The 13,273-nt window shown below is 60.4% G+C and carries 16 protein-coding genes; all 16 read left to right on the forward strand.

The window, feature by feature from the left end:
• Nucleotides 1–134 precede the first annotated feature (134 nt).
• The 16 genes from P7079_RS07655 to P7079_RS07730 all read left to right on the forward strand — a co-directional run bounded on the left by P7079_RS07655 (nt 135) and on the right by P7079_RS07730 (nt 13,253).
• Nucleotides 135–899: a phage antirepressor gene (locus P7079_RS07655; RefSeq protein WP_024330640.1), complete on the forward strand. Its 765-nt coding sequence runs from the start codon at nt 135–137 to the stop codon at nt 897–899.
• Nucleotides 896–1,333, forward strand: coding sequence for a DUF7768 domain-containing protein (locus P7079_RS07660; protein WP_024330639.1), 438 nt, complete (start codon nt 896–898; stop codon nt 1,331–1,333). The genes P7079_RS07655 and P7079_RS07660 overlap by 4 nt, the downstream gene beginning before the upstream one ends.
• Nucleotides 1,330–3,591: a phage/plasmid primase, P4 family gene (locus P7079_RS07665; protein WP_060797865.1), complete on the forward strand. Its 2,262-nt coding sequence runs from the start codon at nt 1,330–1,332 to the stop codon at nt 3,589–3,591. Before P7079_RS07660 ends, P7079_RS07665 begins: the two co-directional genes overlap by 4 nt.
• A 140-nt stretch (nt 3,592–3,731) precedes the next feature.
• Nucleotides 3,732–4,010: a VRR-NUC domain-containing protein gene (locus P7079_RS07670; protein ID WP_024330637.1), complete on the forward strand. Its 279-nt coding sequence runs from the start codon at nt 3,732–3,734 to the stop codon at nt 4,008–4,010.
• A complete protein-coding gene (locus P7079_RS07675) occupies nt 3,991–5,364 on the forward strand; it encodes a DEAD/DEAH box helicase (protein WP_278012669.1) in 1,374 nt (457 codons plus the stop codon). The genes P7079_RS07670 and P7079_RS07675 overlap by 20 nt, the downstream gene beginning before the upstream one ends.
• Nucleotides 5,355–5,813, forward strand: a complete 459-nt coding sequence (locus P7079_RS07680) for an ArpU family phage packaging/lysis transcriptional regulator (protein WP_278012670.1) — start codon at nt 5,355–5,357, stop codon at nt 5,811–5,813. Before P7079_RS07675 ends, P7079_RS07680 begins: the two co-directional genes overlap by 10 nt.
• A gap of 139 nt (nt 5,814–5,952) precedes the next feature.
• Complete coding sequence (locus P7079_RS07685; RefSeq protein ID WP_204880333.1) at nt 5,953–6,330, forward strand: HNH endonuclease; 378 nt, start codon at nt 5,953–5,955, stop codon at nt 6,328–6,330.
• A gap of 248 nt (nt 6,331–6,578) precedes the next feature.
• On the forward strand, nt 6,579–7,154 hold the full coding sequence (locus P7079_RS07690; protein ID WP_278012671.1) for a P27 family phage terminase small subunit: 576 nt from the start codon (nt 6,579–6,581) through the stop codon (nt 7,152–7,154).
• 88 nt (nt 7,155–7,242) lie between these two features.
• A complete protein-coding gene (metK, locus tag P7079_RS07695; RefSeq protein WP_278012672.1) occupies nt 7,243–8,433 on the forward strand; it encodes a methionine adenosyltransferase in 1,191 nt (396 codons plus the stop codon).
• Nucleotides 8,405–9,655, forward strand: a complete 1,251-nt coding sequence (locus P7079_RS07700) for a site-specific DNA-methyltransferase (RefSeq protein ID WP_278012673.1) — start codon at nt 8,405–8,407, stop codon at nt 9,653–9,655. The genes metK and P7079_RS07700 overlap by 29 nt, the downstream gene beginning before the upstream one ends.
• Before the next feature lie 150 nt (nt 9,656–9,805).
• Entirely contained in the window at nt 9,806–9,991 is a 186-nt protein-coding gene (locus P7079_RS07705) for a cell division protein (RefSeq protein ID WP_278012674.1), read from the forward strand.
• Complete coding sequence (locus P7079_RS07710) at nt 9,988–10,644, forward strand: hypothetical protein (protein WP_278012675.1); 657 nt, start codon at nt 9,988–9,990, stop codon at nt 10,642–10,644. Before P7079_RS07705 ends, P7079_RS07710 begins: the two co-directional genes overlap by 4 nt.
• Nucleotides 10,641–10,838: a DUF4314 domain-containing protein gene (locus P7079_RS07715; protein ID WP_005295562.1), complete on the forward strand. Its 198-nt coding sequence runs from the start codon at nt 10,641–10,643 to the stop codon at nt 10,836–10,838. The genes P7079_RS07710 and P7079_RS07715 overlap by 4 nt, the downstream gene beginning before the upstream one ends.
• A gap of 96 nt (nt 10,839–10,934) precedes the next feature.
• Nucleotides 10,935–11,222: an Nmad4 family putative nucleotide modification protein gene (locus tag P7079_RS07720; protein WP_014320308.1), complete on the forward strand. Its 288-nt coding sequence runs from the start codon at nt 10,935–10,937 to the stop codon at nt 11,220–11,222.
• 34 nt (nt 11,223–11,256) lie between these two features.
• On the forward strand, nt 11,257–11,547 hold the full coding sequence (locus P7079_RS07725; RefSeq protein WP_278012676.1) for a pseudouridine synthase: 291 nt from the start codon (nt 11,257–11,259) through the stop codon (nt 11,545–11,547).
• A 107-nt stretch (nt 11,548–11,654) separates the two neighbouring features.
• On the forward strand, nt 11,655–13,253 hold the full coding sequence (locus P7079_RS07730; RefSeq protein WP_278012677.1) for a terminase large subunit: 1,599 nt from the start codon (nt 11,655–11,657) through the stop codon (nt 13,251–13,253).
• Nucleotides 13,254–13,273 lie beyond the last annotated feature (20 nt).

The following is a 13,273-nucleotide window of genomic DNA, read 5'->3' on the forward strand; positions in this document are numbered from 1 at the left end:
CGTGCCAGAACGAGAAGCGATTGAGTACCCGTGATTTAACACTTTCGGGTTCGTCGGCAGTGGGGTGAGGCCCTTAACCCTTGTGCCGACCGGCACGACTTTTTCTCGACGGGGTCTCGGGAAGGAACCCCGCCATGGGAAACCAGATTCAATCATTCACCAACGACGTGTTCGGCACCATTCGCACTATCACCAATGATGGTCAGATCCTTTTCTGCAGCAAGGATGTCGCCACCGCGCTCGGCTACCAGGATCCGACGAACGCGGTGAAGCTGCACTGCAAGGGGGTGGCAAATTACCACCCCCTTGAGACCGCTGGTGGAATCCAGCAGGTCCGCTTCATTACCGAAGGTGACCTCTATCGCCTCATCATCTCCTCAAAGCTCCCGGCAGCGCAGAAGTTCGAAGCCTGGGTGTTCGATGAAGTGCTACCGACGATTCGCCGCCACGGCCTCTACGCGATCGACGAGCTGCTGGCTGACGATGAGTTCCTTGAGCATGCCATCGCCACGCTGCGGGCCGAGCGAGCCAAGCGCCTCGCCGCAGAGCAAGCCTTGCTCGAAGCGGCACCGAAAGTCTCGTACTACGACGTCGTGCTGCAGTCCGATTCGTTGTTGACGACGACGGCGATTGCGAAGGACTACGGACTCTCCGCGAAGAAGCTCAACCGCATTCTGCGTGATGCTCACGTGCAGTTCCATCAGTCGGGCCGGTGGTTCCTCTACGCCCGCTTCGCCGAGCAGGGATACACCCAGTCCAAGACTCACGAATACGGCGAAGGCCAGACCCGCACCCACATGTACTGGACCCAGAAGGGACGTCTGTTCATCTACGACCTGCTCAAGAACCAGCTCGGCATCCTCCCGGTCATTGAGCGTGAAGGTCAGGTGCAGGCATGAGCGCCACGACAGTCGATATTGGGTTTTCGAAGAAAAACACCGAAGGCTATCTGGACCTGACGAGCTACCACGCGCTCAAGAAGCTCCAGCGCGAACAGTTCGGCTACCGGCCCTTGGTTTATATCTGCTCACCGTATTCGGGCGACACTGGGGCGAACGTTGAGCTCGCCCGCCAATTCTGCGAGCTCGCAGTAGCGGCAGGCAAGATCCCGTTCGCCCCGCATCTGTTATTTCCACAGTTCATGGATGACTCCGACCCGGACACCCGCGAGCTGGCGATGTTTTTCAACCGAGTGCTGCTCGCTAAATGCGAAGCCCTGTGGGCATACGTGGGTCACGTCAGCCCTGGTATGCGCCTGGAGATCGGGTGGGCACGCGACCTCGACCTGCCCATCAAATACTTCGATTCTGATTTCAAGGAGGTCACCCCATGACCACGCCTTTCACCTTGTTCGCTGCCGCGGTTACCGGTGTGCAGAACAATAACCACTACCCGAACAAGCACACCATCACGGACGTGGCATCACTAAGCGTGGTCGCTGGCCTTGATCACGTGGCAGCCACGTATGTCAATGACCGCCGCTCAACTGCAGCGTTCATGTCTTCGGATTGCTTGGTGATGGATATCGATAACGATCACACCGAAACCCAAACTGACTGGATCACACCAGAAAAGCTCGCTGAGCTCATGTTCGGCGTGGAGTTCATGACCGCCACCTCCCGCAACCACATGAAGCCGAAGGGCGTGCTTTCGGCTAGGCCGCGTTTCCACGTCTACTTCCCAATCCACGAATTACGCAACGCGGACGACTATGCGGGGCTCAAGCACCGCCTCGCATCACGGTTCGCGTTCTTTGATCGCAATGCTTTGGATGCCGGTCGCTTCATCTACGGCACCCCTAACCCACAAGTTACGGCGCATGAGGGCGATCAGTTTCTTGACGACTGGCTCGATAACGCTGACGAGATCGACGTATTTGCTGCCTTCGATGCTTCCACTCTTGTGATTGGTGAAGGCTCCCGTAATGCCACGCTCTCGCGCTTCGCCGGGCGGGTCCTCATCCGCTACGGGCAGACCGATCAAGCACGAGACCTCTTCGACCGCAAAGCCAACCTCTGTGAACCACCGCTCAACGAGGGAGAATTACAGACGATCTGGAATAGCGCGTGCCGGTTCGCTTCGAAGGTCGCCTCCGACCCGAGCTATCTACCACCAGAGGCGTATGAGGCGTTAGCAGGTTTACGTCCGGATGATTTTTCCGATGTCGGTCAGGCAGACACATTGGCTGGCGAGTATGCGAACAAGATCCGCTACTCACTGGCTACTAAGTGGCTTGTCTACGACCATGGCGTGTGGGATGAGAACGACCTGTCCGCACAAGGAGTGGTTCAGGAATTGACCTCCCGCCAGCTCGAAGAAGCACAACACCTTATCGCCACAACATGGCAAGACATGGTTTCTACCGGTGCTGACGTGGTGATGGCATCGGCTTCATCGAAAGCCCGCGGCCTAGCAAAACTCAACCCCGCCCAAGTCGCAGCATTCAAGGCGTGGGATGAATCCAAAAACTATCACAAGTTCGTTCTCTCCAGGCGTTTGTCACGCAATATCACGGCCACGTTGAAAGAAGCCGGGCCGATCTTGCAGGTACGTGTCCGTGACCTCGACGTCGACCCCTACCAGCTCAACACCCCGGCAGGTACCTGGGATCTACGCGACAGTAGTAGCCACGAGCACAATCCCGCCGATCTGCTGACTAAGCAGACCGCTGTCGGCCCCAGCGATGAGGGTGCACAGATCTGGGCCGACGCGCTTGACGTCTTCTTCCAAAAAGATCCTGAGTTGATTGGTTACGTGCAGCGCATTGTGGGGTTGGCGGCGATCGGGCAGGTTTTCGTAGAAGCGCTCGTCATCGCTTACGGGGACGGGCGAAACGGCAAATCCACGTTCTGGAACACCATCGCCCGCGTGTTGGGGACGTATTCGGGCACGATCTCAGCCGACGCGCTCACAGTCGGGGTGCGTCGCAACGTCAAACCCGAACTCGCCGAAGCCAGAGGCAAACGTCTCTTGATCGCGGCCGAAACCGAAGAAGGCATGCGCCTATCAACCTCGAACGTCAAACAGCTTGCTTCGACCGATCAGATCTCGGCAGAGAAAAAGTTCAAGGACCCCTTCGCCTTCACCCCCTCCCACACGCTGGTCTTGTACACGAACCATTTGCCGCGTGTGGGAGCTATGGATGCAGGCATCTGGCGGCGTCTGATCGTCATCCCGTTCAACGCCACCATCGAAGGCGACACGGATGTGAAGAACTATGCCGACCACCTCTACGAACACGCTGGCGGAGCAATCCTTTCCTGGATCATGGAGGGAGCGCGCCTCATTCACAGTGAGGGATACAAGCTCACTCCGCCGCCTCAGGTGGTTCAAGCCTCGCAAGCATATAAGGAGGATAACGACTGGTTCTCGCAGTTCCTTGAGGACTCGTGCGACGTCGAGGACGGATTATCGGAGAGGGCTGGTGACCTCTATCAGACGTATCGGGCGTGGGCGCAAAACACCTCAGGATGGGCGCGCCCGATGGTCGACTTCAACGCCGCATGCGAACAAGCAGGATTCGAGCGCAAGAAAACCAAGTCCGGTATCCGCGTCTACGGGCTGGCCCTGACCAGCGAATTCAACAGCTGAAAGTTATGAGGGTGCAGACCGGTGCAACCCGTTTTCCTACCTTACGCATGTGAAATTACATGGTGTTTTTCTCTATGTAAAAGGTTAGGAAATACCCTGCACCACTCTGCACCCCTTGAGAAACCATTCAAGGAGTGACCATGAACGAACGAACCATAGAACACCAACTGAAGAAAGCCGTTGAAGCCTCTGGCGGCTTGTGCTGGAAGCTTGTCTGCCCTGGAACCACGGGTGTACCTGACCGGATATGCCTGACGAGAAACCGGGCTGTTTTCGTCGAGCTCAAAGCATCAGGCAAGAAGCCACGGCCAATCCAAGTGCGCCGGATGAACCAACTCCGCCAGCAAGGTTTCACCGCTCTGGTTGTTGATTCGATTGACGGCATACAGGAGGTGCTTGATGCACTATCAGCCGCATAACTACCAAACCACCGCAACCCAATACATCATCGACCACCACGAGGCCGCGATCTTCCTTGGGATGGGTTTGGGCAAATCGGTGATCACGTTGACGGCGATCTGGCAGCTCATGCTCGACTACTTCACCATCCACCGAGTCCTCGTCATCGCACCACTTCGGGTAGCCCGAGACACCTGGCCCGCCGAAATATCGAAGTGGGATCACCTTGACGGGCTCACCGTCGCGGTCGCTGTTGGCACCAAACAAGACCGGCTGGCAGCGTTATCCAAGTCTGCAATGGTGACCATCATCAACCGTGAAAACATCCCATGGCTCATCAGCCAACTCGGGGGTAGCTGGCCGTTCGACATGGTTATCATCGACGAACTCTCCTCGTTCAAGAATCATCGGGCGAAGAGGTTCACGGCTTTGGTGAAAATGCGACCATACGTTAAACGCTGGGTTGGGCTGACCGGAACGCCAGCGTCGAACGGGCTGATGGATGTGTGGGCGCAGTTCCGTCTTCTCGACGGTGGCGAGCGTTTGGGTCGTTTCATTACTCGTTATCGTGAGCGGTGGTTTGTGCCCGATAAGCGCAATGGGATGCAGGTCTTTACCTATAAGCCACGCGTGGGTGCTGAGGATGAGATCTATGCGGCGATTGGTGACATGACGTTGTCGATGAGAACCACCGACCACCTGCAGCTACCAAAACTGACGGTGACGACAATGCCTGTGGTGCTGTATCCGAAAGAACGACGCGTGTATGAGCAGTTGAAATCTGATCTTGTCCTCGACCTCGGTGAGGCGACAATCGACGCTGCGAATACTGCTGCATTGTCGGGCAAGTTGCTGCAGTTGGCGTCGGGTGCGATCTACACCGGCGATGGTCAGTGGACAGCGGTTCACGAGCGGAAGCTCGACGTCCTCGAAGACCTCGTCGAGGCAGCCAACGGCAACCCACTGCTCGTAGCCTACTGGTTCACTCACGACCGCGAACGTATCACCGCCCGCTTCCCACAGGCTCGCGAACTGAAAACGAGCGCGGATATCGAGGCGTGGAACAGAGGCGAGATAACCCTCGGGCTGATCCACCCCGCGAGCGCTGGCCACGGGCTAAACCTCCAGAGCGGTGGGCATCTGCTGGTGTGGTTCTCGCTCACGTGGAGTTTAGAACTCTATCAGCAGACGAATGCCCGCCTTTATCGGCAAGGACAGTTAGAGCCGGTCACCATCACGCACCTGATCTCTGAAGGGACGCTCGATGAAGCCGTCCTTAAAGCCCTTGATGCGAAAGACGCCACTCAGGCTGCGTTGATTGACGCGGTCACAGCAGAAATCACAACCACTGAAAGGACAAGCTCATGCATGTGATGACCAAATACCTCGACACAAGGGAAGCCGCGATCGCAGCGCTACAGGATTATGCGGTGATGGAACAGATCATCGAGAGTACCGACGAGCAGATCAAGACGGCTTACGCTGACGCGGCAAGCCCAGCATCCCCACGCATGGACGGCACGCCACCATCAGGCAACCTCCACGCTTCGGAGAACAGGATCGTCGCGAGCATTGAGCGAATCGACGCCTACAAGGCTCGCTACCTACAGGCCCGCCAGTACATGGACTGGTTCTTACCTGCGTGGGAAGTCATCGCTGAAGACGACCGCTTCATCCTCGAAGGCTTCTTCCTCAGCGAGGGGACACAAGATGAGAAGGTGTCGATGATCGCCGATCACTTCTACGTCGAGCGTGACACGGTCTATCGGCGCAAGAACCGAGCCCTCGACAGGTTCGCCACCGCCTTATACGGACAGCTCTAGCGTTAGCCGGTATCCGAAACATGCGATAGAAAACCGCATATCGGTGTGAGAACATGTAAGTGGTTGAAAACTAGGAGAAGCCCCAAGAACCCACACGGGAACTTGGGGCTTCACCACATCCAGGGGGAAGGAGCCAGCGATGCCAGTGAAGCCAGCGTCCCCGTGTTCCCACCCTGGATGCCCTGAACTGACCCGTGAACGCTACTGCGACGCCCATGCCAAGGCGGAGGACGCCCGGTATCGGAAGTATCAGCGTGATCCGAAGATCAACCGCCGCTACGGCGCGCGGTGGCGTAAGATCCGCGCCGCCTACGTCGCCGCCCATCCGCTTTGCGAAGACTGCCTAGAGCAAGGCAAGTACACGCCCGCACAGGAAGTCCACCACGTGCTCCCGCTTGAGCACGGCGGCACCCACAACTTCGACAACCTCCGTTCGCTGTGCAAGCCCTGCCACTCGCGCCAGAGCGCGCTTGATGATGATCGGTGGCGGCAACAACCTCGGGTCTACACCTACTGAATTCTTCGCCACGTTCCGCCCTGTCGCGGTTGTCGTCGCGCACCTCAAAGTTGCCTACCCTCCTGGCGTTTGCCGAACACGTGGCAACGTCGAAAGCCTTACGAGGGGTAGGGTCGTCGAATCTCTACGACCTCGGGACAGGTCAGCGGGCGGGGCCAACCGCGCACAAAGTCCCCGAATCAAACGGGGTATTGACCCCTCACGCCCTCCACACCAGGGCACGACGCCCTCGGAAAGGAGGTAGCACCATGGCCAAAGACGGCACCAACCGTGGCGGACGCAGGGTCCGCGCGGGCGCGAAACCCGAGGCGCTCAACGACAAGCTCGCTGCCGGTCGCCCCGCCTCCCGGCTCACCGCACCGGCCGAGCTCGATGTGTTCGATCTGGATGGCACTGATATTGGTGATGGTGCTGTGTTGGCTGGTGAGGCGATGCCCGAACCCGGCGACTACCTCAGTGCCGAGCAGCGCGACGGCCAACCACTGGGCGCGGACCTGGTCTACCGGGAGACCTGGAACTGGCTGGATGAACGCGGCTGCACCGAGTTCGTCTCCAAACGCTTAATTGAGCAGTACTCTCAGGCTTTCGCCCGCTATGTGCAGTGCGAGCAGGCGATCTCCAAGTTCGGTCTGCTCGGTAAACACCCCACCACGGGCGCGGCGATCGCCAGCCCGTTCGTAGCCATGAGCCAGAGTTTCGGTAAGCAGGCGAATGTGTATTGGTACGAGATTTTCGACATCGTGCGCGCCACCTGCACCACCGACTACTCCGGCGCCACACCAGGCGATGAGGTCATGGAGCAGCTACTCAAAGCCTCCTCCTAAAGCCTCTCATCCCGCTCGTTTCGTTTCCTGCCTGCCCGACACGCGGGCGGGCTTTCTTGTTGTTCGCTTTTGTGAAAGGAGCCCTCGCGTGTCTGTAGTGCGAAGTGCTGAATCTGTGTGTATCGGCCACCCCGACAAGCTCTGCGATCTGATCGCAGACCATATCCTCGATGACATCCTCACCCTCGACCCGACCGCACGCGTGGCCGTTGAGGTCATGGCGAGTGGCAGGCGCATCATCGTCACCGGCGAGATCACCACCACCATCCGGCCGCAGCTGCGCGCCTCCACACGTGCTGCACTACGACTGGCTGGGTATAACCCGAACCGGTTCCTCATCTATGTGTGGGTGCGCCGCCAATCCGCCGACATCGGCGCAGGTGTTACAACCTCCATCGAGGCGCGTGCAGGTGATGAGTCGGCGTATGCGAGCCTGGGGGCGGGTGACCAGGGCACCGTCTACGGGTACGCCACGAACGAGACGCCCCAGTGTCTTCCGCTGCCGCTCGTGCTCGCCCACGAGATTTGCCGCTGCCTCGATACAGCCCGCAGCCAGGGCACGATCGCAGGGATCGGCCCCGACGGCAAATCCCAGGTCAGTGTGGTCTACGACGAGCTGGGCACCCCGGTCGGCATCGACACCGTGATCGTCTCCATCCAACACGATGCGCACAAAGACCCCGACCTTCTTGAACGGGAGGTGCGCACGCTGATCGTTGCTCCCGCTATCGAGGCGCACCTGCCCGATGCCACGGCTGAGCGCGTGCTCGTCAACCCGTCGGGACGGTTCGTCACCGGTGGGCCCACCGCCGACACTGGGCTGACCGGACGCAAGCTCATGGTCGACACCTACGGTGGGCTCGGCCCGCACGGCGGCGGCGCGTTCTCGGGTAAGGACCCCTCCAAGGTCGACCGGACGGGCGCGTACATGGCGCGCCTGATCGCAAAGACCGTGGTGGATGCGCGCCTGGCCGAAGAATGCCACGTCGCTATCTCCTATGCGATCGGTAAGGCCGACCCGGTCGCGTTCCACATCGACACCTTCGGCACCGGTGAGCACCCGGACTGGCTGCTCACCGACGCCGCCCAGGCGATCTTCCCGCTGCGCCCAGCCGCGATCATCGAACGCCTCGGCCTTAGAGCCCCCATCTACGCGAAGCTTGCCACCTGCGGGCACATGGGACATGGCCTGAGCGACTGGGAATGGACGCTGCCATATACCGACAAGCTCAGAGAAGAGGTGACCCGCCGTGCTCATCAAGCAGCTACCCATCAGTGAGCTCAAGCCCGCCGACTACAACCCGCGTAAAGACCTGAAGCCCGGCGATGCGGACTACGAAAAACTCAAGCGCTCTTTGACCGAGTTCGGTTACGTCGAGCCGGTGATCTACAACCACACCACCGGCCACGTCGTCGGCGGCCACCAGCGCCTGAAAGTACTCGCGGATCTGGGCCACACCGATGTTGACTGCGTGGTTGTCGAACTGGACGAGACCCGCGAGAAGGCGCTCAACGTCGCATTGAACAAGATCAGCGGCGACTGGGACGAGTCCAAGCTGGCCCTGCTCATCGCCGACTTGGACGCGGCCGACTTTGATGCCGAGCTCACCGGCTTCGACGATGACGAAATCGCCCAAATGATTGGCTCCCTCGACGATGACGAGGTCACCGATGACGGCTTTGATCTCACCGCCGCTCTCGAGGCCGCTTCGTTCGTCCAGCGCGGGGACATTTGGACTGTCGGCAGGCACCGCCTCGTCTGCGGGGACGCCACCAACGCAAACGAGGTCGCGGTGCTCATGGACGGCAAGAGCGCGAACCTGGTGCTCACTGACCCGCCCTACAACGTCGCCTTCGAGTCCTCCGACGGGCTCACGATCAAAAACGACGAGATGAAGGCCGACTCGTTCTACGAGTTCCTGCTCACCGCGTTTACCAACATGGCGGGTGTTCTCGACAAGGGTGGGTCTGCGTATGTGTTCCACGCCGACACCGAAGGGCTGAACTTCCGCAGGGCGTTCATCGACGCCGGGTTCAAACTCTCCGGTTGCTGCATCTGGGTCAAAGACTCCCTCGTGCTGGGACGCTCGCCGTACCAGTGGCAGCACGAACCAGTGCTCTACGGGTGGAAGCAGGGAGCCAAGCACAAGTGGTTCGCTGATCGGAAACAGACTACGATCTGGAACTTCGCCAAGCCGCGTAAGAACTCCGACCACCCGACTTCTAAGCCGCTGGACCTGCTGGCCTATCCGATCCGCAACTCCACCCAGGCTAACGCGGTCATCCTCGACACGTTCGCTGGCAGCGGTTCGACCCTGATGGCCGCCGAGCAGACCGACCGCATCGCCTACCTCATGGAGCTCGACGAGAAGTACGCCTCGGTGATCCTGCGCCGCTACGCCGAGGCGACCGGGGACGCGGCCGGGATCACCTGCCAGCGAGGCAACACCCAGTACACGTACCTGGATCTGGTCAAACACGTCGACCGCGACCGCGAATAAAACCCCGCAATTGCAGGGAAAAACAGGGGCGTGAAAAAGTCTGTTTGATGAGGGAAAAACGACTGGATAAGCGGAACAACGTATGGCTGTATGTACATGACCGAAAGCACCCCCACACCCGGGGGGGGAACCGAGCGAAAAGGACTGGTCATGAGTGAATTACACATCGAAATCAGCGAGCTCATCGCAGCCGGAGTCAACGTCTACGACCGCGAGGAAACCCTACGGGTTGCCACAGCACGCGGCTACCAGCTGGTGGTGCGCGTGATCGAGCACGACCCGGCGCGTTTCCTCAGCATGGTGGCCGCCTGGTTCGAGCAGGAGGTCGTGGCATGAGCATCCTCGCCTTCACCCCGCACAAAACGGGCAGGAAAAAGCTCGCCCAGCTCCTCGCCGATCACTTTGGCGTCAAGGCCACCTATCTGGGCACGCCCTCGTTTGCCTACCAGATCGCAGACGCCACGCTAGATAGGGACTGGACCCTCTACCTGCCAGATGGCATCGAGGCGCAGGCCGTGCACGAGGCCGCCCGCCAGGCAGGCTTTGAAACCGCCGACCCGGGCGAGATGGCGTTGACGGTCACGATGCCCACCACCGGGTGGAGTGAGCGCACTCGCTCCAACCTCGAAGCGCTCCTGGCAGCCAAAGGGCCACTGATCGCCAAAGCCCTGGGCATCCCGGCCACACCCGTCGAGTTCAACGATGACCAGACAGTCTCGTTCCCGTGGTGTGAGTCGATCTCCCCGGAGACGGCACGCGAGGCGGTAATCCCGCTCGTGGCCCGGCTCTGCCAACGCGCCCAGGAGGCAACCCGGATCCGGGCCACGCCGCCAGCACCGGGCAATGACAAGTACACGATGCGCTGCTTCCTGCTCTCCCTGGGCTTCATCGGCCCCGAACACAAGCAGGCACGCCGCATCCTGCTGGCAGGCCTCGAAGGCGACGCCGCCTGGCGCACCCCAGCAAGCAGGAAGGAGAACCGGCCATGACTCCCGGCCAGCGGGTGCGCCTGATCGCCACCAGCGACCCGTACACGACGCTGCGCCCCGGTGTGCTTGGCACCGTGGCGTTTGTTGACGACCTTGGCACCGTCCACGTCGACTGGGACACCGGATCGAATCTGGGGCTCATCCCGGGCGAGGACTCCTGGGAAACCCTGCCCACCGAAAAACCCGAAAAATAGCAGCTCATCAGGGCAAATAATGACTGGATAAACGCCCGCACCTATGGCTGTATGTACATGACAAAAGAACACCCCCTCAGGATAAGGACAACAGCCATGAACACCACCGAGAAGCTCACCACCGAAGCCCTGCAGATGCGCGTCGACTCCTACGGGGCGATCCTCGCACACGGCGACTACACGCTGGCCACCTTCGCGACCTGGACCAAGAAAGACGGCTACGGCAACAGCGCCCAGGTCTATCGCCTCACCGAAGCCCCGATCGACGGCTTCGGCCCGAACGCACGCGGCCGCAGCGAATGCGCCCTGGAGCTCATCGCCGAGGCCGACCACCTTTTCGCAGACGCCGGGCACGCCATCGCCTGGGCCCTGACCCAGATCTAACCCACACCCCACACAGACAAGGAGGACACGGACGATGGACGCCACCCGGAACCTGATCACCAACCACCTGGAGATCCCCGCCGACGCCGCCCCGCACGGTGAGATCCAGGCCGCCGCCGAGATCCCCTTCAGCGTCCTCGACGAGCTCGCCGATGAGATCGGGGCAGAGAAGATCCCCGTCCACACGCTCAGCCGTGTCGGCTGGCACTACACCAAAGCCGACCAGATCATCGCCCTTGCCAGGCAGCGCGGCCTGTCCGATTGGCGCTACGGCGGCTTCGACACCGGCCAGGTGGTCGCCGACTTCCGCCACACCTACTGCTAACCCCACGCGCCGCCCCGACCCTCCAACGGATTGGGCCCTGCACGAACTGTTTTTCGCCCCACACGGCTGGGGCTTTTCTTATACCCCGAGGAAGGAGCTGCCGCCCGATGACGAGCACGTATCAGCCGACCAGGTTCATGGCCGACAGCTCCACCTACGACCAGCGCAAAGCCGACTTCGCCGTGGCATTCATTCAAGCGCTGCGCCACACGAAAGGCCGCTGGGCAGGCAAACCCTTCACGCTGCTGAGCTGGCAAGAACAGATCGTGCGTGACCTGTTCGGCACCATCAAACCCGACGGCTACCGCCAGTTCACGACCGCCTATGTGGAGATCCCCAAGAAGCAGGGCAAGTCCGAGCTGGCCGCCGCGATCGCGCTGCTGCTGACCTGCGGGGACGGGGAACAAGCCGCCGAGGTGTACGGATGCGCAGCCGATCGGCAGCAAGCCAGCATCGTCTTCGAGGTCGCCGCCGACATGATCCGCCAATCACCGGCCCTATCGAAGCGGGTGAAAATCCTCAGCAGTCAGAAGCGCATCATCTACAAGCCGACCAACAGCTTCTACCAGGTGCTCTCAGCTGAGGCGTACTCCAAGCACGGGTTCAACATCTCAGGTGTCGTCTTCGATGAGCTGCACACTCAACCCAACCGGGCCCTGTTTGACGTGATGACCAAGGGCTCGGGTGATGCGCGCACCCAGCCGCTGTACTTCCTCATCACCACCGCAGGCACTGACACGCACAGCATCTGCTACGAGCAGCACCAAAAAGCGCGCGACATTCTCGCGGGCAAGAAACACGATCCCACCTTCTACCCGGTGATCTACGGCGCGGAGCTGGATGATGACTGGACGGATGAGGCGGTGTGGCACAAGGCCAACCCCTCACTCGGGGTGACCGTTCCAATCGACAAGGTACGGGCGGCGTGCAACTCGGCCAGGCAAAACCCTGCCGAGGAAAACTCGTTTCGCCAGCTTCGCCTCAACCAATGGGTCAAGCAGTCTGTGCGGTGGATGCCCATGCATATCTGGGACGCCTGCGCAGACCCAGTGGACCTGGCCGAGCTGGAAGGCAGACCCTGCTACGGCGGGCTGGACTTGGCCTCCACGACGGATATCACCGCGTTCGTGCTCGTCTTCCCGCCCTACGGGTCGGATGAGAAGTACCGGATAGCGCCGTGGTTTTGGATACCCGAAGACAACCTGCCGCTGCGGGTCGCGCGTGATCATGTGCCCTACGACCTGTGGCACACCCAAGGCTTCCTGGAAACCACGGAGGGCAATGTTGTCCACTACGCCCACATCGAACACCACATCCAGTCCCTTGGTGAACGCTTCGATATCCGCGAGATCGCTTTCGACCGGTGGGGCGCAGTCCAAATGAGCCAAAACCTGCAAGACATGGGATTCACCGTCGTGCCGTTCGGGCAAGGCTTCAAAGACATGAGCCCACCCAGCAAGGAACTCATGAAACTCGCCCTCGAAGGCAGGCTCGCGCATGGCGGCCACCCGGTGCTTTCGTGGATGGTCGACAACATTCACGTGCGCCAAGACCCGGCAGGAAACATCAAACCCGACAAGCAAAAGTCCACCGAGAAGATCGACGGGGTCGTCGCCACCATCATGGCCTTGGACCGCGCCATCCGAGGCGGCAGTAGCGATACGGGCACGTCGGTGTACGACTCGCGCGGGCTGCTCGTCCTCTAACGCTCACGACAACGCAAAAG

It is taken from the genome of Arcanobacterium canis (genome assembly GCF_029625435.1).
In the GTDB taxonomy this organism is placed as follows: Bacteria; Actinomycetota; Actinomycetes; order Actinomycetales; family Actinomycetaceae; genus Arcanobacterium; species Arcanobacterium canis.

Coding starts and splice junctions, on each gene's coding strand:
- P7079_RS07665 (WP_060797865.1), top strand. CDS start 1,330: ATGACCACGCCTTTCACCTTGTTCGCTGCCGCGGTTACCGGTGTGCAG.
- P7079_RS07675 (WP_278012669.1), top strand. CDS start 3,991: ATGCACTATCAGCCGCATAACTACCAAACCACCGCAACCCAATACATC.
- P7079_RS07670 (WP_024330637.1), top strand. CDS start 3,732: ATGAACGAACGAACCATAGAACACCAACTGAAGAAAGCCGTTGAAGCC.
- P7079_RS07660 (WP_024330639.1), top strand. CDS start 896: ATGAGCGCCACGACAGTCGATATTGGGTTTTCGAAGAAAAACACCGAA.
- P7079_RS07720 (WP_014320308.1), top strand. CDS start 10,935: ATGAACACCACCGAGAAGCTCACCACCGAAGCCCTGCAGATGCGCGTC.
- P7079_RS07690 (WP_278012671.1), top strand. CDS start 6,579: ATGGCCAAAGACGGCACCAACCGTGGCGGACGCAGGGTCCGCGCGGGC.
- P7079_RS07710 (WP_278012675.1), top strand. CDS start 9,988: ATGAGCATCCTCGCCTTCACCCCGCACAAAACGGGCAGGAAAAAGCTC.
- P7079_RS07725 (WP_278012676.1), top strand. CDS start 11,257: ATGGACGCCACCCGGAACCTGATCACCAACCACCTGGAGATCCCCGCC.
- P7079_RS07680 (WP_278012670.1), top strand. CDS start 5,355: ATGCATGTGATGACCAAATACCTCGACACAAGGGAAGCCGCGATCGCA.
- P7079_RS07705 (WP_278012674.1), top strand. CDS start 9,806: ATGAGTGAATTACACATCGAAATCAGCGAGCTCATCGCAGCCGGAGTC.
- P7079_RS07730 (WP_278012677.1), top strand. CDS start 11,655: ATGACGAGCACGTATCAGCCGACCAGGTTCATGGCCGACAGCTCCACC.
- P7079_RS07715 (WP_005295562.1), top strand. CDS start 10,641: ATGACTCCCGGCCAGCGGGTGCGCCTGATCGCCACCAGCGACCCGTAC.
- P7079_RS07655 (WP_024330640.1), top strand. CDS start 135: ATGGGAAACCAGATTCAATCATTCACCAACGACGTGTTCGGCACCATT.
- P7079_RS07685 (WP_204880333.1), top strand. CDS start 5,953: ATGCCAGTGAAGCCAGCGTCCCCGTGTTCCCACCCTGGATGCCCTGAA.